This window comes from Klebsiella sp. JB_Kp004 (assembly GCF_040065795.1).
Lineage (GTDB): Bacteria > Pseudomonadota > Gammaproteobacteria > Enterobacterales > Enterobacteriaceae > Klebsiella > Klebsiella quasipneumoniae.
This window is the reverse complement of sequence record NZ_JBEAKW010000016.1, coordinates 1-24,419: the sequence shown is the minus strand read 5'-3', so window position 1 is coordinate 24,419 and position 24,419 is coordinate 1. Positions and strand designations below refer to the sequence as shown.

The following is a 24,419-nucleotide window of genomic DNA, read 5'->3' as shown; positions in this document are numbered from 1 at the left end:
TTGATGGTTATCATGCCCGTAGGCCGGGCAAGGCGTCGCCGCCGCCCGGCATAAAGGCAGGTTCAGAGCCTGATAGCGGTTGCCACGCAACCACTCACCGACAGTCGTCGACGGCGACAAACTGGCCGCGCTGCAGAGACTGAACCGCCGCTTCGGCAATGGCCTGCGCCTGCAGGCCGTCCACCAGGCCGGGCAGGTCGGCCACGGTTTCACCATTCAGAGAGCGGATAAAGGCGTCGAGATGCTGGTAATAAGATCCTTGCACCCGGCTGAACCAGTCCGGCCACAGGCCTGGCTCAATGCGCTGATTGCCGCGCCACAGGGTAGGGCCCGCCGGCGACTGGCTGCCGGACTCCAGCGCGCCCTCTGCCCCCAGCAGGGTGATCCGTTCATCATACCCGTGGCCGGTGCGGCGGGTATTGTCCAGCTGCGCCAGCGCGCCGCCGCGCATCTGCATCATCAGGATGGAGGTGTCGACATCGCCAAATTCGGCGATTTCCGGCAGGGCCAGCGCCGCGCCCATTGCCGCTACGGTATGCACTTCATCGCCGGTGAGAAAGCGCAGAAGATCGAAGAAATGGATCGCCTGATCGCGCATCTGACCGCCGGAGCTGCGCAGATAGTCGAGCGGCGGCATGCTGGAGGCGCGACAGACCATCTGCACCAGCTCGACCCTGCCGATCGCTCCCTGCTCCAACTGGCGGCGCAACTGCTGATGGCTGCTGTCGAAGCGCCGGTTAAAGCCGACGGTGACCGGCACCTTAAGAGGAAGCACCCGTTCCACCACCTCGCGGGCGCGCGCCAGGGAAAGGTCGATCGGTTTTTCGCAATAGACCGCCTTGCCCGCCCGGGCGGCGGCTTCCAGCAGTTCGGCATGCGACGGGGTCGAGCTGGCGATCAGCACAGCGTCGATGGCGTCGCTACGGAGAGCCTCGCTCACCGTCACCGCCCGGGCGCCATAGCGGGCGGCCAGCGCCTGGGCGCGCTCCGGCGCGGCATCGGCCACCATCGTCAACTCGCTCCCGTCGTGACGGGCGAGGCTGGCGGCATGAACCTGACCGATAAAACCACTGCCTACCAGGGCAAAACGTTTGCACTTCATTTTATTCTCCAGAATGGCGAGGGGACGCTGCCACCATAATCGGTTTGCTAAACTCACTGACACTGCCGTTTTGATGTATTTCCATCATTGAAGAGAGGGGCGATGAAAAACATGTCACTGGCGATGCTGGCCAGACAGATTGGCGTCGGCGTGGCCACCGTTGACCGGGTGCTGAACGAACGCGGCGGCGTATCGCCGCAGACCACGCGCAAAGTGCTGCAGGCGGCGCGGGAGGCGGGGCTGAAGCGGATCCTGCCGGAGGAGCACCGCTTTCCCTGGCAGATTGAGCTCTTTCTCAGCAGCAATGACTCTTTCTTTTTTCCGCAGCTGGCGCAGGATTTCGCCGCCGTCGCGGATAGCCTCGGCTATCGTCGTCTGACCCTGCACCGCACCTTTGTCCCGGAGTCGCAGCCGGCGACCCTGGCCCGGCGCATTATGCGCAGCGGCCAGCAGCGTCAGGGGATCATCGTTTTCGGCAATGACCATCCTGTGGTGCATGACGCGCTGCGCCGCTGTCGGGAAGCGGGCGTCCCCGTCATCACCCTGGCGACAGATCTGCCCGGCGCCGACCGGCTCTGCCACGTCGGGATCAATCAGTTACAGGCTGGCCGCACGGCGGGGTTAATGATGGGGAGAATGACGCCGCGGCCCGGGGAGGTGCTGATGGTGAGCGGCCGGGAGGATTACAGCGCGCATCGCCTGCGCATCCAGGGGTTCCGCGAGGTGCTGAGCCAGCGCTTTCCCCATCTGCAGCTCAACGAGGTGCTGGCAGGCGAAGAGCGGCGGGAGCAGATCACCCGCCTGCTGGAGCAGGCCCTGTGCCGCAGCCGGCATATTGTCGGGATCTATAACACCGGACTTGGCAATACTCAGATTGCCGAGGCGCTGGCTCGCCACCGCCGCGAAGGCGACGTCTGCTGGATCACCCATGAGCGCTACAATACCACCCGCCAGCAGCTGGCCAGGGGCAGCCTGGCGTTAACGCTCGATCAGAACACCCGCCAGCACGCCCAGCTGGCGATCGACCTGATGCTGCGCCATCTGGAGTCCGGCTATCAGCCGCAAACCTATGCCGACGGGAAAGTCGACTTTATCCTCTACAGCGCCGAGAACGTCGACTAAGGCGTGCGGCGCCTCCCTTCCTGACAACGCGGATCTCCCCGCCGGGTAAATGCCAACCCCGCCGGGGGCGATCGCTGTAAAGCGTTGTCTGCCTCTCATTTTTCGCTCATTTATGCAGCAATGTTAGATGTCTGTCAAAATTCTGTTACTGCATGGTTTTAAAATTTTCATTTCAGTTATTTACTTATAAAAGTTTCAAATGTCTTGTTAATGAAATAAATGGTCTGGAATTCACGGTGTGGCATAAATGGACTGATGTTTCAAAAAAGTGATGATAATACAGCCATTATTTGTGATTCCGATCACGACGAAATGCGGAAAACCCCGTAGCGCCGTCGCCGTCACAACAGACATTTGTCGCAATCTAACTGAAATTAATTTTTCATTTTGTTTCATTCACCGGCGTACCTACAAAATCAAGGATCAACTATGAATATTAAGAAAACGATTGTTGCCTCTTTGTTAGCCTGCATGCTGCCTGCGGTGGTTATGGCAAAAGATGTCTCCATTGGCGTCTCGATGGCGCTGTTTGACGATAACTTCCTGACGATCCTGCGTACCTCGATGCAAAAAGAGATGAAAAAAGACGGGGTGAAATCACAGATCGAGGACGCGAAAGGGGATGTCTCCCAGCAGCTGCAGCAGGTGCAGAACTTTATCGGCCAGGGCGTGGACGCCATTATCGTCAACCCGGTGGATACCAACGCGGTGAAACCGATCATGGATCAGGCCACCAAAGCCGGGATCCCGCTGGTGTTTGTAAACCGTCGCCCGCAGGCGGAGCTGACCGACAAGATGGCCTATGTGGGGTCGGATTCGATTCTCGCCGGTCGTCTGCAGATGGAAGCGCTGGCGAAGGCGATGAACGGCAAGGGCAATGTGGCGATCCTGCTCGGCGACCTGGCGAATGAATCCACTCGCGACCGCACCAAAGGGGTGGAAGAGGTCGTGGCGAAATACCCGAACATCAAAATCGTGCAGAAGCAGACCGCGAAATTTACCCGCAATGACGCCGTGGATGTGGTCAGCAACTGGATGACCAGCGGCGAGGATATCCAGGCCATCGCCTCCAACAACGATGAAATGGCGATCGGCGCTCTGCAGGCGCTGGGTAAAAACCCGAACCATATTCTCATTGCCGGCGTGGATGGCACCCCGGATGCGCTGCAGATGCTGAAGAGCGGCAAGATGATCGCCACCATCTTCCAGGATGCGAAAGGCCAGGGCGAGGGCGCCGTAGACGCGGCCATTAAGCTGGCGAACGGCGAGAAAGTGAAAAAGATCATCGACGTGCCGTATCAGCTGATCACCAAAGAGAACATGGCTGAATTTACCAATCGTAATCAGAAATAATCCTGGCCAACCTGTGGTACGGAGGTGGATGTATGAACGCTTTTGCCCTTGAAGCCGAAGGTATCAGTAAGTTCTTCCCCGGCGTGAAGGCGCTCGACAATGTCTCATTACGCGTGCGCCCGGGAACGGTGCACGCCCTGATGGGCGAGAACGGCGCCGGTAAATCCACGCTAATGAAGTGCCTGATCGGTATCTATCGCCCGGATAAAGGATCGATTCGCGTGAAAGGTGAGCCGGTGGAGTTTACCGACACCATGGATGCGCTGCGCTCGGGGATCTCGATGATTCACCAGGAGCTGAATCTGGTGCCGCATATGACGGTGGCGGAAAATATCTGGCTGGGGCGCGAGCCGATGAAGTACGGCTTTGTCGACCACGGCCAGCTGACCCGCCAGACCCAGGCGCTGCTGGATAAGCTGAATATTCGCTTAACTGCCGACCGGCTGGTGGGCGACCTGAGCATCGCCGCCCAGCAGATGGTGGAGATTGCCAAAGCGGTCTCATGGAACGCGGATATTGTGATTATGGATGAGCCTACTTCGGCACTGACCGAAGGCGAGGTGGCTCACCTGTTCACCATCATCCGCGACCTGCGGGCCCAGGGCAAAGCGATCATCTATATCAGCCATAAAATGGATGAGATCTTCGCCATCACCGATGAGATCAGCGTCTTTCGCGACGGCACCTGGGTGGGGAGCAAAAACACCACTGAATTTACCCGCCAGTCGCTGATCACCCAGATGGTGGGCCGCGAATTAACCCAGCTGTTCCCGAAATTTAATAACACCATCGGCGAAGAGGTGCTGACGGTGCGCAACCTGACGCGCCAGGGCGTGTTCCATGACGTCAGCTTTACCGTGCGTCGCGGCGAGATCCTCGGCGTGGCCGGGCTGGTGGGCGCCGGGCGCAGCGAGGTGATGGAAAGCCTGTTCGGTATGGAACGCTTCGACAGCGGTGAAGTGCTGATCGACGGGGCGCCGGTGACCATTGATTCTCCCTCCGTGGCGATTGAAAAGGGGATGGCGTTATTAACCGAAGACCGCAAAAAGTCGGGCCTGTTTCTGGTGCTGTCGGTGCTGGAAAATATGAGTATCGTCAAAATGCCGGAATATATCGGCAAGAGCGGTTTTGTCCAGCACGTGAAAATGGCCGAAGACTGCATGGAGCAAATCCGCCGGCTCAATATTAAAACGCCGACGATGGATCAAATTATTAATAACCTCAGCGGGGGGAATCAGCAAAAAGTCCTGATTGCGCGCTGGCTGCTAGCGCAACCGAAAATCTTAATTCTCGATGAGCCGACCCGCGGCATCGACGTCGGGGCGAAGGCGGAAATTTATCATCTTATCAGTGAACTGGCGAACCGGGGGGTGGCGGTCATTATGGTCTCCTCTGAGCTGCCGGAAATCCTTGGCATGAGTGACCGGGTCATGGTGATGCATGAAGGTCGTATCACCGGCATCCTGGAAAAAGACGAAGCCGACCAGGAAACCATTTTGTCGTTGGCATCCCATTGAGGCACAGAGAATGAGTAATATGAAATTAACGGCGGCTCCGGCCAGCGAGGGTTCCTCCTTCTTCGCTAATTTGCGGCATAAAATGCCGAAAGATACCGGCATCTTTGTGGTGATGCTGGTGATTGCCCTGACATTTGAAATCGCCGGCTGGTATGTTCGCGACCAGTCGTTCCTGCTCAATACCAACCGCCTGGTGCTGATTGTGCTGCAGGTGGCGATCATCGGCATCATCGCCGTCGGCGTCACCCAGGTGATCATCACCACCGGGATTGACCTCTCCTCCGGCTCGGTTATCGCCCTCGCGGCGGTGGTGGCGGCGAGCCTGGCGCAAACCTCCGACAGCCTGTCGCCGATGTTCCCGGCGCTGGTCAACCTGCCGGCGGTGATCCCGATTTGCGCGGGGATCGGCGTCGGCCTGCTGTGCGGGCTGACCAACGGTTTCCTGGTGACGCGAACCGGTATCCCGCCGTTTATCGCCACCCTCGGGATGATGGTCTCGGCGCGCGGTCTGGCGCAGTATTACACCCAGGGCAATCCGATAAGCTTCCTCTCCGACAGCTTTACGGCGATAGGCCAGGGGGCGATGCCGGTGATCATCTTCTTCGTGATCGCTGCGGTGTTTCACATTGCGCTGAAGCATACCCGGTATGGCAAATATGTGTATGCCATCGGCGGCAACATGACCTCGGCCAAAGTGTCCGGCATCAACGTGAATAAGTACCTGGTGATTGTCTACACCATCGCCGGGGCGCTCTCCGGGCTGGCGGGGGTGGTGCTGGCGGCGCGCGTCAGCAGCGGCCAGTCCAGCATGGGGATGTCCTACGAGCTGGACGCGATTGCCGCAGCGGTGATCGGCGGCAGCAGCTTAATGGGCGGGGTGGGGCGCATTACCGGCACCCTGATTGGCGCGATGATCCTTGGCCTGATCAAGAGCGGCTTTACCTTTGTCGGCGTCGATGCCTACGTGCAGGATATTATTAAAGGGATCATTATCGTCGCGGCGGTGACCATCGACATGCGCCGCAACCGGAAAAAACACTAATCTTATCAACTGGCGGCAACGGCGAAGCGCGTCGTTGCCGCCAGCCCTGTCCAGAAATAAACAAAATACTCCCCGCCTGGCGCAGGCTGTCTATTTTTCCCGCGCTGCGCATCCTGTACAGTTTCGCGACTTTTGTTGTCCATTCGCCAGGGGGCCACGCCTTGCCCCTTGTTTCTGGAGTCGTATGAATACACCATCCATAGGCAAATCCTCGCCGGTCTGGCGACCGGGAAGAAGGGGCGTGATCGTCACGCTGCTCGTTGGCCTGGCGATCCTGATCATCGGCCGGGGCGGGCATTTTCTGGCCAGAGAGGTTTGCCGCGAAATGTATACCCGGCAGCTGGAGAAGGATGCGCAGTGGGTGGCGTCACGCCTCGAACGGCGGATGAACACGCCGGCGCGGCAGCGGGAAGCCACCTGGCCGCTGGCGGTGATGCGCGCGGATCTCTATGCCCTGGCCCGGCAGCGACATTATCAGCTGCTGCTGGTGAATAGCGACGGGCATCTGCTGGCGGCATCGCATGCGCTGCCGGCCAGCGTGCTGGCCCAGGTTCAGGCGCAATTTCCCAGGGAGATGCAGCCGCCGCTGTTCGGCAGCCATTACCAGACCATTCAGCCCTTCGCCCCGCATCAGCGGATGTTAAGCCGGGCGCTGAACGGCAATGCGGGCCTGGCGGGCTGGAATCTCGTGATGCTGGCGCCGGACAGCGGATTGCCTTCGCTGCTGATGGCTTACCGTTGGCCGGTCACGATTGGCCTCGGCGCGGTGCTCGCCGGCACGCTGCTGGCGGTGAGGCGGGCGGCGCGCGCCCGGCGAAAACGCTAATTGCCGACGGCGCCGTCAGGCATGGCGAAACTGCAGGGTGGCGGGCAGATAGCGCTGGAGCGGCTCCGGCGCCTGGCCGTCGATCAGCTGGCTGAGCAGATCGTAGCAGTGCCAGGCCAGCTGGCGATTATCCTGTTGCACGGTATCAATGCGCAGGGAAAGTGAATCGTACAGATAGTGATCGTCGAAGCTGGCGAGATGAATATTGGAGTCCAGCAGATGGTGCTGGCTCATATAGCGCAGGACCCCTTCGAGCAGGCCGCAGGCCGCGGTGAACAGCGCCTTCGGCGGCCGGCCCAGCCGCGCGCAGAGCGCGGCGAACATCTCATAGCCGGAGCTGGGGTGATAGTTGCCGTTGATCACCCACTCGGGACGCAGCGTGACCCCCGCCTGAGCCAGGCCCTGGGTGAATCCCGCCAGCCGGTCGCGCGATGGCGATAGCCGCGGCTGGCCGCCGAGAAACCAGAACTCGTCCGCATGCTGAGGGGCGATGCGGGAGATCAGCTCGGCCGTTGGGGTGACCGAGTCGGTCATCACCAGCGGCAGGGCGCTGTCGCTGGGGGAGCGGTCAAACAGCACCACCGGCAGCTGTTCGCTGAGCTTCAGGTAGTCGGCATCGCTGTGCATGCACGAGGCGACGATCAGGCCGTCGACCTGGCGGGCAATCATGTTATTGACCACCACGCTCTCCTGGCCGGGGTTTTCGTCGGTGCAGGAGATAAGCAGCTGCACGCCGGCTTCCCGGCAGAGCGTCTCAAGCTCATGGGAGAAAACGGCAAACCCGTAGTTGGTGATTTCCGGCACCACCAGGCCAATGGTATGGCTGCGGTTATCGCGCAGCGAGCGCGCGTGAATGCTGGGTTGATAGTGCTGCTCGCGGGCGATCGCCAGCACGCGCTCGCGCGTCTCCTGCGCCACGCGCAGCTCTTTGCCACGACCGTTAAGCACCAGACTGGCGGTCGCTTTGGAGACGCCCGCCAGTTCGGCGATATCTTTGATAGTTACGCGTTTGGTTTTCATCAGCACCCGGGAGCCTGAAAGCAAAACGGTTATTCTACCATGCATGGCCGCAGCAGCCAGCGGCAGAATGCCACCGGCGTCGCACCGCTGAAGATTAACTGCCCCGGATAGCCCGGGAAGAAGCGGCTGCTCATCACCCCTTCGCCATCGTTGATGAAAATCTCCACGCTGGAGCGGTCGATAAAGATCTGCAGGCGCCGCGCCTCGCCGCGCCAGTAGCGGTGATGCATCTCCGCCGTCTGCAGCCCGCGGCGCGACAGGCGCAGGCCGTCGCGGTTAACGGTGAGCTGCAGGGCGCCGGCAAAATCCAGCCCCAGCGTGCTGTTGGGGGCGATGTCAAAGGCCAGCTCCATCGGGGCGAGGGGCAGGGTCTGTCCGCGCCAGCCCTCGGCTTCGCCGCGCAGGGCGGCCAGCTCGCGCAGCGGGCGCTGATACAGGGTGCCCGCCAGCCACTCCAGCTCGCGCACGCAGGTCATCTGGTGGATCCACCCCTGCGCGCGGGTGGGTTGATGCATCTCTTCCCCGTCCGGGACGCCCATCCAGCCGACCAGCAGGCGGCGGCCATCCTCGGCCTGCATGGTCTGCGGCGCGTAGAACTCAAATCCGTTGTCCAGCTCGTGCAGCGGGCCATGGTCGAAGGCGCCGCGTTCGGCGTCGAAACGGCCTGCCATCCACACCGCCGGATAGGTATTGAGAAAGCGCTGCGCTTCGCGGGCCAGCCCCTGCGGGCAGCAGATCAGCAGGTGGGTGTCCGCCAGCGGAAACAGGTCCGGGCACTCCCACATGTAGCCGCCGTTCGCCAGGCCGTTAACGTCATGCCCGGCTATCTCGCCCACCAGGCGCCAATCCCGCAGGTCGCTGGCGGTAAACAGCAGCACTTTGCCGCGCTGTTGCACATCCTGCGCCCCGAGGACCATGTACCAGCGCCCGTCCTGTCGCCACACTTTAGGGTCGCGCACATGGCCGGTATAGCCTTCCGGCAGCGGCAGCACCGGCCCCAGCTTGCGGAAGGTGCCATCGGCATTTTCCGTCGCCAGACATTGCCAGGCGGTGCGCCCGCCGTCGGGGAATTTCACGTTGCCGGTATAGCACAGGGTCAGGGCGCCCTCGAACTCGACCGCGCTGCCGGAGTAGCAGCCGTTGCGGTCATACTCTTCATCCGGCATCAGGGCGATAGGTTCATGCCGCCAGTGCAGCAGATCGGCTGAGCTCCAGTGTCCCCAGCACTTGTAGGTGTGGTCGCAGGCGAGCGGATTCCACTGATAAAACAGGTGGTAACGCCCGGCGACCTGGCAAAAGCCGTTGGGATCGTTCAGCAGTCCGCTGACCGGCGCCAGATGCCATTGCGGGTAATGGCTGTCGGCCAGCGCCTGCGGCTGGCCCTGCATAACGGCCTGCAGGATCGCAGGCAGGCGTGACGGTAATGACATTATTCAGCGTCCGTTTTGTATTTCAGCGTCAGAGAGAGCGTGAAGGCCACGGCGAAGGCGATCGCCATCCCGATAATGTAGTTCAGCAGCGAGCTGGCCTGCACGATGGCCATCCCCGGGATCGCCGTCAGGCCCACCGCGGTCATGTAGACGTGCATCGATACCACCCAGGCGCCGCCAGCGGCACCGCCCACCAGCGCGGCGATGAACGGTTTCACAAAGCGCAGGTTAATCCCGAAGATTGCCGCCTCGGTGATCCCCAGCATCGCCGAAAACGCCGACGGCAGGGTGATAGCTTTGATTTTGGCATCTTTGGTTTTAAACCACACCGCAAAGCAGGCGCCGCCCTGGGCGACGTTGGCCATGGCCCAGATCGGCAGCAGGAAGTTGACGCCGATCGACGGATTGCCGAGCAGGCCCGCCTCGATGGCATGGAAGCTGTGATGGATACCGGTAATGACGATCACCGAATAGAGGCCGCCAAACAGCAGGCCCGCCAGCCAGCCGGCATGGCTGATAAGCGTGCTGAGGATAAACGAAATGCCGTCGCCGAGCGCGCGGCCGGCCGGGCCGATCAGCAGCAGGGCGATAAAGCCGGAGATAATCACCGTCAGGAACGGCGTGAGGATCAGATCCAGCGCGTCAGGGATAATGCGGCGCAGCCGTTTCTCGACAAGGCTCATAAACCACACCGCCAGCAGCACCGGGAAGACCGTGCCCTGATAGCCGATCATCGCCACTTCGATGCCGAAGAAATTCATGGTGTGGAAGCCGGCGGCGACGCCCCAGGCGTTGGTCAACGCCGGGTGGGTGAGGATCCCGCCGAGGGTCGCGCCCAGATAAGGGTTACCGCCAAATTCGCGGGCGGCGGTAAAGCCGATCAGGATCGGCAGAATGATAAACGCCGCCGAGCTGCACATATCCAGCATGATATAGATAGCGTTGCCCGGGTCGACCCAGCCGTAGGTTTTCACCATCCCCAGCAGGCCCATCAGCAGGCCGGAGGCGACGATGGCCGGAATAATCGGCACGAAGATGTTGGACAGCAGGCGGGCGATGCGCTGGAACGGGTTCAGCTTTTTCGCCGCCAGGTCGGCGGCTTCGGATTTGCTCGATTCGCTGATGCCCGCCGCCTGGATAAAGGCGGCATAGACTTTATTGACCACCCCGGTGCCGAAGATGATCTGCATCTGGCCGGCATTGCGAAAGCAGCCTTTCACGCCGTCGATTTTGCCAATCGCCTGCTGGTCGGCGAGCGCGTCGTCGACCAGCACCAGCCGCAGGCGGGTGGCGCAGTGCGCGGCGCTGGCGATATTTTCCTTGCCGCCCAGCAGGGGAAGCAGTGAGCGGGAAATCTGTTCAAAATCCATAGTACCCTCTGAATGCATGATGATATGGCGTGGGCGGCGCCGGCCGTGGCAGGCACCGCGAACCTTATATTTATGAGTGACTTACCCTGTCGTCCGGGTTCACGTCAGAACCAGGTCTCCATTTGCATACCGAACGACCATTCGCCGCCCGATTTGAATCCGTTGCTGCCTAACGCGTCGTCGTTGGCGTAGTTATCCAGCTTTTTGCTCCAGTCCATCCACGAGGTGTAGAAGCGGATCTCCGGGCGTGAGAAGAAGTCGCCGATGCTGCCGACCTTGAAGGTCGGGGCGAAGGTCAGCTTGTAGAAGCTGCCGTTGACCGCATGGCGATCGTTGTAGCCTTCAGGCTGCAGATCCATGTACTGATAGCTGCCCTCCCAGGCGAGGGCGAAGTTCTGCGTGACCTCCTGAATCAGACGCAGGTTGAGAGTGGCCCACTGATAGCTGTCGCCATCGACATAGCGGTCTTTACTGCTCTGCGCCAGCACGGCCGGGGCAATAAACCAGCGATCGCTCAGCGGCGTAGTGCCGTAGCTGGCGAAACGCCAGGTATTGGCCCCCGGACGCAGCGCGCCGTCGGAACCGATGCCTTTAACCTCGGCGCCCAGTCCGTGGCCATACAGCAGAGCCGTTTTGCTGGTCCCGTCGCGCAGGCCATAGAAGCTCTCATTGTGCAGACCCAGCAGGGCATGAACCCCGGTGTTAGCGGCATCGCCTTTCACCAGATTGCCGTTCGCGTCCTGGCGGTCGTCATTATCTTTCGCCCGCATCCCGCTGACCATCATCTGCACCGGGCCGGCAAAGTTATTCATGCTGACGATATAGTTCTGCACGCTGTTGCTGCTGTCGGCGATATCGCCAAAGTTGCGGCCATATAACGAGAAGTTGCTGCGCAGGCTGTCGTTCCACTTCACGTCGTAGATCCCGCCGCCGGTCCCGGCGAGGAACACCACATCCGAGTCAACCCAGTGGATGTCGAAGTTGTCGCGGTCAAAGCGTTTCCCGGCCCACAGGGTCGAGCCTTTGAACGGACCCTCGAAGGTCGGCAGGTTGCCCAGCTCGACGAACGCCTGGCGCACGTTCAGGTCGCTGCTGCTCGCCGTCCAGTCGTTATAGGTAGTTTGCCCGTCGGCCACCATCACTTTGAAACGGGTGGTCGCCCCGTTGTCCAGGGTCTGCTTATGTTCGAGGTTCATTTCCACATAGGTGTCGGCCTGGTTGCCAAGACGACCAATGGCGCCGCCGGTCTCCCCGGCGGGGGTCATATAGGCCCCGGATTTCGTGCTGGCGGCGGAGTCGTTCATGATCACCCCGGATCGGGCGTAGCCGTGGAACTCAAAGCCGCCGGGCCGTTCGGCTTTTTCTTCCAGTTGGGTGGTGCGCTTGGCCACCTGCTGGGTGGTGGCCTGGGTTTGCTGCTGCTGCTGGGTTAGCTGCTGAACTTTCTGCTCCGCTGAGGCGGCGCGGCTTTCGGCGGTACTGGCGCGGGTCTCGGCATCCTGCAGACGTTTTTCCAGGGCGGCGAGACGCGCTTCAATGCTGTTCAGGTCTGTCTGCCCATGGGCGGCGGCGGCGCCGGTTAGCAAAGCAATAAGAATGGCTAACTTCCGTTTTTTATACATGTTGGTGACATCCAAAGGTAAATCAGTGAGTGTGCTAACGTTTGCTAAACCGGTTTAGTTGATATGGTAAACATGTCGGTAACGCAGTGAAAATAAAAATTGCTAAACCGGTTTAAGAATTGTGATGTCGCCAGCAAAGTGGGCCGTTAGCCGGCCCAACGGGATCACAGCGAGCGCTGAAGATCCTCCCTGTAGGGCAGGGCGGTCATGGCGCCTTTGGCGGTGGTGGCCAGCGCGCCGCAGGTTTGCGCCAGCGCAAGGTCCGGCGCCAGGGCGGCGAGGTTGTCAGGGATGCCGTGGGCGGCGAGCCCGGCGAGCAGCCCGGCGACAAAGGCATCGCCGGCGCCGGTGGTATCGACGGCCACTACCGGGCGGGCGGGGAAGTGGCTAACCTGCCCGCGCAGCGCGGCCTGGACTCCCGCTTTGCCCTGGGTGACCAGCAGCAGCGTCGGTTGGAAGCGGGCGTTCAGCCGGGCGATGCCGCTGACGATGTCGTCGCTGCCGCTGATAAAAGCCAGCTCCTCTTCCGACAGTTTTATGGCGTCGGCGAGGGCCAGCGCCCGGTCGAGACAGTCGCGCAGCTCCTGCGGATCCTGCCACAGGTCGCTGCGGATATTGGGGTCGAAGCTGACATAGCCCCCGGCGCGCTTTATCGCCTCCATCGCCGCGAATGCCGTGCTGCGGCTCGGTTCCGCGCTGAGGGCGATAGAGCAGACGTGCAGCCACTGGCCGGCGGCGAACGGCGGAAGATCCTCAGGCGCAAGAAACAGGTCGGCGCTCGGGCGAACCATAAAGGTAAAGGTGCGCTCCCCGTGCCGATCGAGATCGACCACCACCGTGGAGGTGCGCTGCGTCGCGTCAAGGCGCATAAAATCCACATCGACCTGTTCCTGCGCCAGGGTGTGGCGCATAAAGCGACCGAACGGATCGTCGCCGACGCGGCCGATAAACCCGCTGTCGCCGCCGAGCCGCGCCACGCCGACCGCGACGTTGGCCGGCGCGCCGCCGGGGCATTGCAGCAGGCGGCCCTCTCCGTCGGGCAGGAGATCGACGACCGCATCGCCGAGTACCCAGATTTTACTATTCATAGGACAGCTCCTCTTAGCTAAACTTTGTTAAACCGGTTTAGCTAATTAAAGCACAGCCTGGCGGCAAGCGGAACGATTGGTGGATGAAAGGGCGGGGCGAGGGTAAAAAATGTGAGCCAGGCGGAATATTTCGCCACTCCAGATCTGGACTTTTCCTTCCTGACCCGCTTAGGTATAGTTCCACAGGCCGCGGTTAACCCCGCCGCGGTGATAAAAGGTGAAGGAGTGCGTAGCGCGATGAACCCCAGTTTTGGCGATATTTACGATCGGTACCAGAAGCTGTCGCTGACCACGCACCTGCCGGCGGTCATCGCCTGCAGTGAAACCCTGAGCCTGAGTAAAGACCAGCCATTTCTGCCGCAGCCGGGCTATCTCTATTTTTTGCTGCAGGGGCAAATGACGTTGGCCTTTGGTGATGAGCAGAACCTGCTCGGGATTGTTATCGCGCATATGCCGTTAGGGCTGCTTGAACATTATTGTCCGTCGGTGGCGCTCTATTATCGGTGTCTGGGCGAATGCCAGCTGGCGAAAATATCCGCCAGCGATTTTGAACGGATATTCTTTCATTCGTCGCCGGGCTATATGCAAGAGCTGACCACGATCCTTGCCTATATGGGCATATTTGCCCTTGATGCCCACTATGAACGCGGCAGCCAGACCAGCTTTCAGACCATTAAATCAATGCTGTCGCGCTATTTATATCGTGGAGGAATCGATGGTGGTCAGCATGAAAGCCTGTCGGCATTTATTATTAAACGAACCAATCTTTCGCGCAGCTATGTTTATCAGGTGCTGGCCGCCCTGCGCGAGGGAGGATATATCACGGTGAAAAAAGGCAAACTGATTTCCATCGACCGTCATATTCCTGAGAAATTCTGATTCAGGTTCGTCGGCTCCCCGACATAACGTCGCTAAAACCCGCCCGAGGAAAGCGCTACGCGCGCGTTTTCCCCCGGCCCCGTTACGCCTGAACCTGGCCGTTTTATTTATTTAACCTTTCACTCTGGAGTTATTTTATGACCCTGGACTATGTGGCGCTGGCCATTCTCATCGCCGTGGCCTTAATACTTTTTTATGGCGTGATTGTTATTCACGATATTCCTTATGAAATCGCCAAAGAGCGGCGCCATCCTCATCAGGATGCGATTCATTATGCCGGCTGGGTCAGCTTATTTACCCTGCATGCCCTGTGGCCCTTATTGTGGATCTGGGCGACGCTGTGGCGCGAAGACCGCGGATGGGGAATGCGCCGCATCGCCGACGATCAGCAGGCCCTGCATCAGCGTCTGGAGACGGTCGTTCAGCGACTGGAGCAGGTGCAGCGCGAGGTCGAGGAACTTAAAGCGAAGGAGGCAGAATAATGGAAACGTTAATGTTGCTGACCTACGCCGCGCTATGCATCGTGGTGTTTAAAGTTTTCCGCATTCCGCTCAATAAGTGGACCGTGCCGACGGCGGTGCTCGGCGGTATCGCCCTGATTGGCGCGGTGATCTTCGGGATGAACTACAACTTCCCCTATACCGACGTCGGTAATCAGGTGTTTCGCACCGTGCCGATTGTGTCGCAGGTACGCGGTCGGGTGCAGACCGTACCGGTGAAGCCTAACCAGAGGCTGCATAAGGGTGATGTGCTGTTTACTCTCGACCCGACGCCGTTCCAGGCAAAGGTGGACGATCTGCAGGCGCAAATTAAAGCGGCCAGTCAGGATGCGCTCTCCCTCAACGCCGCGTTAAGCCAGGCGGAGGCCGAGCTGAGCAGAGCGGTGGCCCAGCGCGACCAGTCGCGGCGGGAGTATGCCCGCTTTCGGGAGGGGCATGCTCAGGGCGCCTTCTCCGATCAAATGGTCGATACCCGTCTGCAGACGTGGAAAGCCGATGAAGCCAGCGTCAGCGCGGCTCAGGCGAACGTGGTTCAGGCGCGTAACGCGCTGGACTCGGTGGTGAAGGGCAAAAATACCACCGTGGCCTCCCTGCTGGCGCAGTTGCAGAAGGCGCAGTTTCAGCTGGATAACACCGTCGTCCGCGCCCCGGAAGACGGCTATGTCAGCACCGTCGGCTTACGGCCAGGCACCATGTCCACCGCGCTGGGGATGCTGCCGGTGATGACCTTTGTGCCGGTGGAGGGCGATGCCTCGCGGGAGTATGTCGCGGCATTTCGCCAGAACGCCCTGCAGCGTCTGCATAAAGGCGAGCCTGCGGAGCTGATGTTCCCGGCCATTCCGGGCACCGTCTTCCGCGGGGAAGTGGCCGACGTGCTGCCGGCGATTGGCGAGAGTCAGTTTCAGGGCCAGGGCAAACTGCTGACCACGGACGCGCTCAATACCCATGGCCGGGCGCTGGTGGTGCTGAAGGTGACCGATCCGCGATTTGCCGAATACGCCCTGCCGCAGGGGGCCACCCTCGAGGCGGCGGTCTACTCGGATCACCTGAAAGAGCTGTCGCTGATCCGGAAGATCTTGATCCGCATGAAGAGCTGGGAAAACTATATCTATCTCGATCACTAAGCCGGTGGGCGCGGGGAGGCCGTACCCTCCCCGCGCCGCGGTCAGGCCTCGCTGTCCACCAGCCCGTCAATAATTACCTGCCGCACCCCCTGCGAACAGGGCTCAATACGCCCGCGCACGCCATAGACGGCCGCCAGGGTCTCGGGGGTGATGACCGCGGCCGGGGTGCCGTCGCCGAGCAGCTGGCCCGCTTTGAGCATCAGCACATGGTCGGCGTGACGCAGGGCAATATTGATATCGTGCACCACCACCAGGGTTACGATGTTGCGCCGTCGGGTCTCCCGGCGCACCAGATCCATCACGTGAAATTGATAGTTGAGATCAAGCGCGCTGAGCGGTTCGTCGAGCAGTAGCAGGCGCGGCTGGCGAATCAGCGACTGTGCGAGACCCACCAGCTGTTTTTGCCCGCCGGAGAGCTGATCGAGGTAGCTCATCGCCAGGTGGGCAATTCCCAGCTGGCGCAGCAGCGCCATCACCTCCTCCTGGTGCTGCGGACTGTGGCGTCCTCCGGCGGCACGCTGGGCCACGATAATCGACTCCAGCACATGCAGATGCACGCCGGCGGGCAGCGTCTGCGGAAGATAGACCACCTGTTCCGCGCGACGTGCGAACGGCTGCGTCAGCAGATTTTCCCCCTCCAGCAGCAGCTCGCCGCGGCAGGGGCCCAGACCCGCCATCGCCCGCATTAACGTCGATTTACCGCTGCCGTTTGGCCCCAGCAGCGCGGTGATTTTCCCCCGCGGCAGATGGGGAACCGTCAGGTTCTCGATCACCTTGCGTCTGGGATAGCCGGCGCTGAAGTGAGACAGCGACAGGCCGGATAACGTCTGGTCGCTCATACCTGCCCCCGGTGACGTAAAATAATGCTTAAAAAGAACGGGACCCCTACCAGGGAAGTGACGATCCCTACCGGAATAATGGCCCCCGGGATCAGGTTCTTCGAGGCGATGGAGGCCAGGGAGAGCACCAGGGCGCCGATCAGCGCGCTGGCGGGCAGGTAAAAGCGATGGTCTTCGCCGAAGAGCATCCGCGCAATATGCGGCGCCACCAGGCCGATAAAGCCGATTGGCCCGACAAAGGCCACCGAAAGCGCCGACAAAATGCTGATCCGCAGCAGTGTGGCCAGGCGCAGACGGCGAACGTTAATGCCAAAGCTGATGGCCCGGTCCTCGCCCAGCCGCAGGGCGGTCAGCTTCCACGCGCTGCGCAGCGACAGGGGCATCACCAGCGCCAGGGCGACCAGCAGGATGGCGACTTTGCTCCAGGAGGCGCGGTCGATGCTGCCCATGGTCCAGAACACCAGCCCCTGCAGCGTGTCTTCATTGGCGATAAACTGCAGCATCGAGACCAGGGCGTTAAAGGTAAAGACCAGCGCGATGCCGAACAGAATGACGCCGGAGGTGGCCACCTGGGTCCAGCGGGTAATGCCGTCCAGCAGCAGGGCCGCCAGCAGGGCGAAGATAAAGGCGTTGGCCGAGATAAACCACTGGCCGGGAATACCGGGCAGGCCAATACCCAGTACAATCGCCAGCGCGGCGCCAAACGCCGCAGCCGAGGAGACGCCGAGGGTAAACGGACTGGCCAGCGGGTTATTGAGGATGGTCTGCATTTCGGCACCGGCCAGTCCCAGCGCCAGACCGACGATAATCGCCATCACCGCATAGGGCAGCCGGATGTCCCAGACGATGGCGCGAGTGCCCGGATCGGCGCTGGCCGGATCGGTTAACGTCTGCCACAGGCTCTGCAGCGGCAGTCCGGAGGGGCCGAGCATAAAATCGAGCAGCAGCGAAGCGACAATCAACAGCGCCAGCAGCAGCATCAGCAGCAGGCGGCGACGCACGATATGGCGATAATGATCCATCACGCCAGACGTCCCGGCGGGCAGCCCGTCCAGAACGGAGTCGGAAGTTAAACGCATGCCGGATTACTCGCTCTGTTGCCAGGAAAAGACGAACGGCTGGTCCGGCAGGTCGGTGAAATGGCGCACGATATAATGATAAGTCTCATCCGGGTTGAGATCGCGGAAGGCCTGCGGATAGATATCTTTCGCCAGATATTCCATGCCGACAATATTCCACGGGTGGTTATAGAAGTGGTGATAGACGCCATACGCTCGCTTTTCCTGTACCGCCGGGATCTGGCTGACCCCTGGCCGCGCCAGCAGCGTCTGCGCCTGGGCCTTCACCGACTCCGGCTTGACTTCATAGCCCAGGGGCAGCACCTGGCTGTTGCCACGCTTCGAGCCGGTCATGATCCAGGCGTCGGGCTTCATGCTGATGATTTTCTCCAGCGAGACGAACCCGGAGGCGCCCGGCAGCAGCTGCGAACCGATATTGTTCGCCCCGACCGCCTCCACCAGCCCGCCCCAGCCGCTGTGGCCATGAGTAAAGCAGCAGGCGTCGCTGTTGCCGGCCAGCGCTTCCACGAAGACGTTGGCCTTCGGCGTGATGGCTGCGGTTTTCTGACGAATTGTCTGCAGCTGATGGCGATAGTAATCGGTAAAGGCTTTGGCCTGGCTCTCGCGGTTAAGCACTTTGCCCAGCAGGTCGATGCTGGGGGCGGTATCTTTCGCCGGGTCGATCTCATAGTCGACAAACAGCACCGGAACGTGCAGGGCGCTAAGCTTGTCAATGACCCCGCTCTCCATCAGCGCAGGCCTGGCGCGCAGCTGGGCGATCATCAGATCCGGCTGGCGGGCGATGACGCTTTCAAGATCGACGTTCCCCTTGTCGCTGAAGCCCATGTCCAGAATCGTAGCCGACTGCGGCCACGCCGTTTTCAGCATCTGCCAGGTGGCAACATCCTGCTTTTTCGCCAGATTATTCCATGCCACCAGCCGCTTAAACGGATTGTCCCGGTCCAGCAGGGCGAGGGTCATAATGTCGCGACCATCCTGCAAAATAATACGCTGCGGCTCTTTGACCAGGGTGACCTGCCGGCCGTCAAGGTCGGTAACCGTCAGCGGATATTGGGTCGCATAGCTGAGGAAGGGCGTCGCGATCAGCGCAGTAAGCAACAGCGATCTTACTGATTTTCTTGCCATAAAAGGAGTTCCGTTTGCCAATTTATAAATATAATGATTCTGAGAATTATTCTCGAGTAAACCTCAACGGCAAGTATATCAAGGGCAAATTTCACGAAATGTAACAAACGTGTTGGAAATTATGTGAACGTCGACAGGGCGCGCGGCGGCAGCATTTTCTGCCATGATTGGAGGTCGAAAACGTTTTTCAGGCTAATTCCTAATGTCATCCCCGGTTCGCTGTGCCATCCTGAATGCGACTCATAACATGACATGTGAGAGAGGATATTATGAAAAAAGCAATGATTGCGTTATCGGCTATTCTGGTTGCGGCTCCGGTTTTTGCTGCGACAACACATGCAACAGATGATACCGTCGCGGCGGCCAATGCCAACGCCAACACCGCCAAAGAGAAGCTGCACCAGGCCCAGCACGAGGGCGAAGAGCAGCAGCTGAAGGCGAAACATGCGGCCGAAGGCAAACAGGATAGCGTCGGCAGCCAGGTGAGCGAAGGCGCGCAGAAGACCTGGAACAAGACCAAAGAAGGGACTGAGAAAGGTTGGGATAAGACCAAAGAGGTCAGCGAAAAAGGCTGGAACGCCACCAAATCCGGCGCAGAAAAGGGCTGGGATAAAACCAAATCCGGCGCTGAAGAGTTAAAAAATAAAGTGACTGAGTAAGTCCTGATAGCAGTCTGAATAAAGGTCGCGAGAGCGGCCTTTTTTATTGCTCGTCCTCCCCCATAATGCCTTCCCCGACAGCAGAAACCCCAGGTGCCAGGAATCGTCCTGGTTAAGCGGATACTCACTCTTTCTTCACATTTTCCCGTTACAAAGAACTTCAATCAGGAGGTGTACGATGAAAAAGATGATTTCTCTGGCGGTAATGTTATCCACTGTGCTGAGCGTCCCGGCCTTTGCCGATGGCCCGAACGACGGCCATCGCCCGGGGCAGCCAACGGTGTGGCAGAACGGTCCGGATCATAATGGGCATGCGCCGCAGGGTGGACCTGACGCGCATCATCAGGGTGACCATGACCAGCGTGGCCCGGATCGTGACGGTCATGACAAACGCGATCAGGCACGTCATGAGCAGGACCATTTCGCCTGGCGCGGTAACGATTTCCGCAAAGGCCACCCGGCTCCGGCGCCGTTCCGTGGCGATGAGTATCGCGTCCGTGACTGGAGCGACCGCGGCCTGCCGCCCCCGCCGGAGGGCCATCACTGGTCCTATATCGACGGTAACTATGTGCTGATCGCCGCGGCGACCGGGATCATCACCTCGATTCTGGTGAGCGGCGCCCTCGGCCACTAAATGCGCGTCTCCCAACGCCGGGCAGGGAACACCTGACCCGGCGATGGAGCACCGCCGGGGCTACGGGTTCAGTTCGTCATCCGGCCAGTATTTATAGCCATTGACCATCGCCTGGGCGGCCAGCCCCTTGTCGGTGATTTCATAGACGTTCACTTTCGACGGCAGCGAGGAGGTGTCCTTCGCTACGCCGTTCGCGGAGGCGGCGATCGGCGCGATGCCTTTGTCATCATATTTCGCCGCGGCGTTCGCATCGGCGCCGACCATATATCCCTGGCGGATAAAGCGATCCAGGGCCGCTTTATCATGGAAGACCAGCACCGTGCGCTGCTGCTTGATCCCTATTCCCAGACCGGCGCCGCCCTGGGCCATTTTCATATAGGTGTCCTTCCCGGAGGCCGTATCCCGCACCACGCCGTAGCCGCTGCCAAATCCGAACAGCAGGATCTTGCTGCTGTTATTGGCGAATACCGCATAACCCTTCGCATGCTGAATATCGCTGCGGGCCTCGGGCTGCAGGGTGTACAGTTTATTGAGGGTTTCGTTGCGCATTTTCTGAATGCTGGCCCGCTGCTGGCTGGCGGTATCGCCCTGCGCGCTGCAGCCCGCCAGCGCGGTCATGGCGACGAGGAAAAGCGTCTGTAATTTCATAGAAATCTTTTTATTTAAATCTGAATATGGCCGGGGATGGTAGGGTAAATAATGGTTAATTCTCCATAAAATAAACGTTTATTTTTAAACTTCGCCGTTTTTAATGCTTATTACACTGTTGTGAACGCATTATTAAATAAGATGCCGCCATCGCCGGTATTAGAAATCCTGCTTGCATAAAGTTTTCACCACGATACCGTGTTAAGTCCTTACGATATTTCCCGGAGAGCGGCATGAGTGATTATGTAATTCCAGAAATTAAAGCGACGGAAGCGGAAATGATTTCTCTGCGTCATTATTTACATGCCAATCCGGAATTAAGTCTGGAAGAGTTTAATACCAGCGAACTGGTTGCCGGCAAGCTGACCGAGTGGGGCTACCAGGTGACGCGCGGCCTCGGCAAGACCGGCGTGGTCGGCAGCCTGAGCAAAGGCGACTCGCCGCGCACCATCGGCCTGCGCGCCGATATGGACGCTCTGCCGATTCATGAAACCACTGGTTTACCCTGGGCCAGCACGGTGTCGGGGAAAATGCACGCCTGCGGTCATGACGGTCATACCACCATTCTGCTGGCGGCGGCGAAATATATCGCCTCTCCGGCCTGTCAGTTCAACGGCACGGTGCATCTGATTTTTCAGCCGGCGGAAGAGGCTATCGGCGGCGCCGATTTAATGATTAAAGACGGCCTGTTCGAGCAGTTCCCCTGCGAACGCATTTTCGGTCTGCACAACATGCCGGGGCTGCCGGTGGGCAAGCTGGGCTTCTACGCCGGTAACTTTATGGCCTCGGCGGACACCGTCAAAATCACCCTTACCGGCTACGGCGGCCACGGCGCCCATCCGGAGCGCACCGTCGACCCGATCGTCGCCGGCGCGGCGCTGGTGATGGCTCTGCAGAGCATCGTGGCGCGCAACGTGCCGCCGGGCGAAACGGCGGTGGTCAGCGTCGGCACCTTCCAGGCCGGTATCGCCTCCAACGTTATTCCGGAGAGCGTGGTGATGGAGCTCAGCGTGCGGTCGATGAAGCCGGAAATCCGCGACCTGCTGATCAAACGTATTCACGAGCTCAGCGAATTTACCGCCAAAAGCTATGGCGCCAGCAGCGCAGTAGAGGTTTACGACTCCTACCCGGTATTAACCAACAGCCCCGAAGAGACTGATTTCGCCCGGGCGCTGGCGCTGGAGGTGTTTGGTCGCGAGGGGGTTCTGGAGTCGGTCTCGCCGATGAACGCCAGCGAGGACTTCGCCTTTATGCTGCGCGAACGTCCGGGCTGCTACTTCCTGCTGGGCAACGGCGAGCAGGGGGAGAAGGGCGGCTGCATGGTGCATAACCCCGGCTACGACTTCAACGATGACATTATCACCACCGGCGCGACGCTGTTCGCCCGCCTGGTGGAAAAGCACTGCCGTTAACCTCTGGAGAAGAACTGGAATGAAAAAATCACTGTTGCTATGGCTGGCGTTAATGGCGTCGACGTCGGCGCTGGCCGACGGGGGAAAGGCGATCCGCTTCGGCGTCGACCCGACCTTCGCGCCGTTTGAATGGAAGGATCCGCAGGGCAAGCTGGCGGGGTTTGATATCGATCTAGGCAACGCCATTTGCCAGCAGCTGCAGGCGAAATGCGTGTGGGTGGAAAGCAATTTCGACGGCATTATCCCGGCGCTGAAGGCGCGGAAATTCGACGCCATCCTTTCCGGGATGTACATGACCGAGAAGCGTAAAGCGCAGATTGCCTTTAGCGACAAGCTGTATAACGGGCCGGTGTTCCTCGTGGCGCGTAAAAATACCCTGCAAGGCAATACGCCGGCGCAGCTGAAAGGCAAAACCATCGGCGTCGAGCAGGGTTCGGCGCAGGAGACTTACGTCAATCAGCACTGGCGTCCGCAGGGGATCAACATTGTGGCCTACCAGGGGGCCGATAGCGTGGTGCGCGATCTGGAGTCCGGGCGCATCGACGGCGCGGTGCTTTCCGGGATGATGGCCGACTACAGCTTCCTGCAGCAGCCGCAGGGTAAGGCATTCACCTTTGTCGGCGGCCATCTGCAGGATGATACGCTGTTTGGCGCCGGGGCGGCGATCGGCTTGCGTAAAGACGATGAGGCGCTGCGTCAGGAAATAAACGGCGCGATTGCGAAGATCCTTGCCGACGGCACCTATAAAAAATTAGCCAGCAAATATTTTAGCTTTGATGTTTATTCCGGGACATAATGTCTGAGTGTACCCGCGGGCAAGGATCGCCCGCCGTAAGATTCCTTTTCTGATTATCCAATCGACCTCCTCTCCTGACCCCTGTGGTTACCTGAGGGAAGCAGAATATAAGCTAAGGAGTACTCGGCATGATGACACGTCCCTTGGGCAAAACCGGATTTTCCATCGCCCCGTTAGTGTTTGGCGGTAACGTCTTTGGCTGGACCATTGATGAAAAAACCAGTTTTGCCCTTCTTGATGCTTTTGTTGACCATGGTTTTGACGCTATCGACACGGCGGATGTTTATTCCCGCTGGGCGGAGGGCAACCAGGGCGGCGAATCCGAAACCATTATCGGCCGCTGGCTGCAGGCGCGTCCCGGCATGCGCGATAAGGTCAAAATCTTCACCAAAGTCGGCTCCGATCTCGGCCTTCCTGGCCATAAGGGACTCAGCAAAGCCTGGATCCAGCAGGCGGTAGACGACTCCCTGCGCCGCCTTAATACCGACTACATCGACCTCTACTTTTCCCACTGGCCGGATCCGCAAACCCCGGTAGCGGAAACGCTGGAGGCTTTCCACAGCCTGCAGCAGGCGGGGAAAATTCGCGCGATGGGGGCCTCTAACCTCGATGCGATGCAGCTGGCGGGGGCGCTGGAGGTGGCGCGCAAGGGCGGTTTGCCTGCCTGGCAGGTGCTGCAGCCGGAATATAACCTCTACCACCGCTCCGCCTTTGAAGGCGCGCTGTGCGATCTCTGCGTCAGCCGTGATATTGGGGTGGTGACCTACTACAGCCTGGCCTCGGGGTTCTTAACCGGTAAGTACCGTCAGCCGTCGGATCTGGCGCAGAGTCAGCGCGGAGGAAAGATTGGTAAGTACCTGAATCCGCGCGGGATGCGGATTATCGATACCCTGGTGGCGGTTGCGGAGGAGCTGGGGGCGAAGCCAGCGGAAGTGGCCCTGGCGTGGCTGATCGGCCGCGAAGGGGTGACCGCGCCGATCGCCAGCGCCACCAGCGTGGCCCAGGTGGAAAGTTTTGCCCGCGCGGCGGCGCTGAGCCTGAGCGCGGAGCAGGTGGCGCGGCTGGACAGCGCCAGCGCCTGAGTCACTCCCTCTTCCCGGCGGAATAACGGTACAAGCGTCAATTTCCTTGTGCATACTGCGCCTGGCAGGGCTATAACTTCTATGTTATTTCCGTACAGATTGCGCTCCCGGTTAATTTTCTGCGTTATGTCTCTTACGGCGCAGGGAGCG

General features: G+C 60.0%; 22 protein-coding genes and 1 pseudogene. 13 read left to right on the top strand and 10 right to left on the bottom strand.

Annotated features, from left to right (window positions below):
- Positions 1–94: 94 nt before the first annotated feature.
- The gene (locus ABLX76_RS13345) at positions 95–1,102 is read right to left on the bottom strand and encodes a Gfo/Idh/MocA family oxidoreductase (protein ID WP_023288686.1); all 1,008 of its coding nucleotides are present in this window, start codon (positions 1,100–1,102) and stop codon (positions 95–97) included.
- A 102-nt stretch (positions 1,103–1,204) separates the two neighbouring features.
- Between ABLX76_RS13345 and ABLX76_RS13340 the strand changes: the two genes are divergently transcribed.
- The 5 genes and pseudogenes from ABLX76_RS13340 (at position 1,205) to ABLX76_RS13320 (ending at position 6,930) form a co-directional block, all read left to right on the top strand.
- A complete protein-coding gene (locus tag ABLX76_RS13340; protein WP_023288687.1) occupies positions 1,205–2,224 on the top strand; it encodes a LacI family DNA-binding transcriptional regulator in 1,020 nt (339 codons plus the stop codon).
- A gap of 429 nt (positions 2,225–2,653) precedes the next feature.
- Complete coding sequence (locus ABLX76_RS13335) at positions 2,654–3,577, top strand: sugar ABC transporter substrate-binding protein (protein WP_348874646.1); 924 nt, start codon at positions 2,654–2,656, stop codon at positions 3,575–3,577.
- 32 nt (positions 3,578–3,609) lie between these two features.
- A complete protein-coding gene (locus ABLX76_RS13330) occupies positions 3,610–5,094 on the top strand; it encodes a sugar ABC transporter ATP-binding protein (protein ID WP_004202401.1) in 1,485 nt (494 codons plus the stop codon).
- A 19-nt stretch (positions 5,095–5,113) separates the two neighbouring features.
- Positions 5,114–6,136 carry an ABC transporter permease gene (locus ABLX76_RS13325; RefSeq protein WP_004152946.1) on the top strand — a complete coding sequence of 341 codons (1,023 nt, stop codon included), beginning with the start codon at positions 5,114–5,116 and terminating at the stop codon, positions 6,134–6,136.
- A 184-nt stretch (positions 6,137–6,320) separates the two neighbouring features.
- Positions 6,321–6,930 (top strand): annotated as a pseudogene (locus ABLX76_RS13320) (hypothetical protein).
- Positions 6,931–6,977: 47 nt separating this feature from the next.
- On the opposite strand, the gene ABLX76_RS13315 reads toward ABLX76_RS13320, so the two are convergent.
- The 5 genes from ABLX76_RS13315 to ABLX76_RS13295 all read right to left on the bottom strand — a co-directional run bounded on the left by ABLX76_RS13315 (position 6,978) and on the right by ABLX76_RS13295 (position 13,492).
- Positions 6,978–7,988: a LacI family DNA-binding transcriptional regulator gene (locus ABLX76_RS13315; protein ID WP_017898803.1), complete on the bottom strand. Its 1,011-nt coding sequence runs from the start codon at positions 7,986–7,988 to the stop codon at positions 6,978–6,980.
- Positions 7,989–8,011: 23 nt separating this feature from the next.
- Positions 8,012–9,412, bottom strand: coding sequence for a sucrose-6-phosphate hydrolase (locus ABLX76_RS13310; RefSeq protein ID WP_348874644.1), 1,401 nt, complete (start codon positions 9,410–9,412; stop codon positions 8,012–8,014).
- Complete coding sequence (locus ABLX76_RS13305) at positions 9,412–10,782, bottom strand: sucrose-specific PTS transporter subunit IIBC (protein ID WP_023288691.1); 1,371 nt, start codon at positions 10,780–10,782, stop codon at positions 9,412–9,414. The genes ABLX76_RS13310 and ABLX76_RS13305 overlap by 1 nt, the downstream gene beginning before the upstream one ends.
- Before the next feature lie 104 nt (positions 10,783–10,886).
- A complete protein-coding gene (locus ABLX76_RS13300) occupies positions 10,887–12,404 on the bottom strand; it encodes a carbohydrate porin (RefSeq protein WP_049013605.1) in 1,518 nt (505 codons plus the stop codon).
- Positions 12,405–12,568: 164 nt separating this feature from the next.
- A complete protein-coding gene (locus tag ABLX76_RS13295) occupies positions 12,569–13,492 on the bottom strand; it encodes an aminoimidazole riboside kinase (RefSeq protein WP_065884050.1) in 924 nt (307 codons plus the stop codon).
- A 237-nt stretch (positions 13,493–13,729) separates the two neighbouring features.
- Here ABLX76_RS13295 and ABLX76_RS13290 point away from each other — a divergent pair, with 237 nt between their 5' ends.
- From ABLX76_RS13290 to ABLX76_RS13280, 3 genes are all read left to right on the top strand, one after another.
- A complete protein-coding gene (locus tag ABLX76_RS13290) occupies positions 13,730–14,371 on the top strand; it encodes a Crp/Fnr family transcriptional regulator (protein WP_072420810.1) in 642 nt (213 codons plus the stop codon).
- Between the two features lie 137 nt (positions 14,372–14,508).
- Positions 14,509–14,853 carry a DUF3302 domain-containing protein gene (locus ABLX76_RS13285; RefSeq protein WP_023288695.1) on the top strand — a complete coding sequence of 115 codons (345 nt, stop codon included), beginning with the start codon at positions 14,509–14,511 and terminating at the stop codon, positions 14,851–14,853.
- A complete protein-coding gene (locus tag ABLX76_RS13280; RefSeq protein ID WP_023288696.1) occupies positions 14,853–15,995 on the top strand; it encodes an HlyD family secretion protein in 1,143 nt (380 codons plus the stop codon). The genes ABLX76_RS13285 and ABLX76_RS13280 overlap by 1 nt, the downstream gene beginning before the upstream one ends.
- A 41-nt stretch (positions 15,996–16,036) precedes the next feature.
- Here ABLX76_RS13280 and ABLX76_RS13275 read toward each other — a convergent pair whose 3' ends face one another.
- From ABLX76_RS13275 to ABLX76_RS13265, 3 genes are read right to left on the bottom strand one after another with little or no spacing between them, the layout of a single operon-like run.
- Positions 16,037–16,834, bottom strand: a complete 798-nt coding sequence (locus ABLX76_RS13275) for an ABC transporter ATP-binding protein (RefSeq protein ID WP_023288697.1) — start codon at positions 16,832–16,834, stop codon at positions 16,037–16,039.
- Positions 16,831–17,859 carry an iron ABC transporter permease gene (locus ABLX76_RS13270; protein WP_072096506.1) on the bottom strand — a complete coding sequence of 343 codons (1,029 nt, stop codon included), beginning with the start codon at positions 17,857–17,859 and terminating at the stop codon, positions 16,831–16,833. The genes ABLX76_RS13275 and ABLX76_RS13270 overlap by 4 nt, the downstream gene beginning before the upstream one ends.
- A 60-nt stretch (positions 17,860–17,919) precedes the next feature.
- Positions 17,920–19,038, bottom strand: a complete 1,119-nt coding sequence (locus ABLX76_RS13265) for an ABC transporter substrate-binding protein (RefSeq protein ID WP_065884043.1) — start codon at positions 19,036–19,038, stop codon at positions 17,920–17,922.
- Positions 19,039–19,307: 269 nt separating this feature from the next.
- Between ABLX76_RS13265 and ABLX76_RS13260 the strand changes: the two genes are divergently transcribed.
- On the top strand, positions 19,308–19,697 hold the full coding sequence (locus ABLX76_RS13260; protein ID WP_023288700.1) for a hypothetical protein: 390 nt from the start codon (positions 19,308–19,310) through the stop codon (positions 19,695–19,697).
- Positions 19,698–19,875: 178 nt separating this feature from the next.
- A complete protein-coding gene (locus tag ABLX76_RS13255) occupies positions 19,876–20,331 on the top strand; it encodes an RcnB family protein (RefSeq protein ID WP_023288701.1) in 456 nt (151 codons plus the stop codon).
- A gap of 60 nt (positions 20,332–20,391) precedes the next feature.
- On the opposite strand, the gene ABLX76_RS13250 is transcribed toward ABLX76_RS13255, so the two are convergent.
- Positions 20,392–20,979 carry a YSC84-related protein gene (locus ABLX76_RS13250; RefSeq protein ID WP_048296942.1) on the bottom strand — a complete coding sequence of 196 codons (588 nt, stop codon included), beginning with the start codon at positions 20,977–20,979 and terminating at the stop codon, positions 20,392–20,394.
- A gap of 233 nt (positions 20,980–21,212) precedes the next feature.
- Here ABLX76_RS13250 and ABLX76_RS13245 point away from each other — a divergent pair, with 233 nt between their 5' ends.
- From ABLX76_RS13245 to ABLX76_RS13235, 3 genes are all read left to right on the top strand, one after another.
- Entirely contained in the window at positions 21,213–22,391 is a 1,179-nt protein-coding gene (locus ABLX76_RS13245; protein ID WP_348874641.1) for a M20 aminoacylase family protein, read from the top strand.
- A gap of 19 nt (positions 22,392–22,410) precedes the next feature.
- Positions 22,411–23,187 carry a lysine/arginine/ornithine ABC transporter substrate-binding protein gene (locus ABLX76_RS13240; RefSeq protein WP_032454773.1) on the top strand — a complete coding sequence of 259 codons (777 nt, stop codon included), beginning with the start codon at positions 22,411–22,413 and terminating at the stop codon, positions 23,185–23,187.
- A 128-nt stretch (positions 23,188–23,315) separates the two neighbouring features.
- On the top strand, positions 23,316–24,269 hold the full coding sequence (locus ABLX76_RS13235) for an aldo/keto reductase (RefSeq protein WP_023288705.1): 954 nt from the start codon (positions 23,316–23,318) through the stop codon (positions 24,267–24,269).
- Positions 24,270–24,419 lie beyond the last annotated feature (150 nt).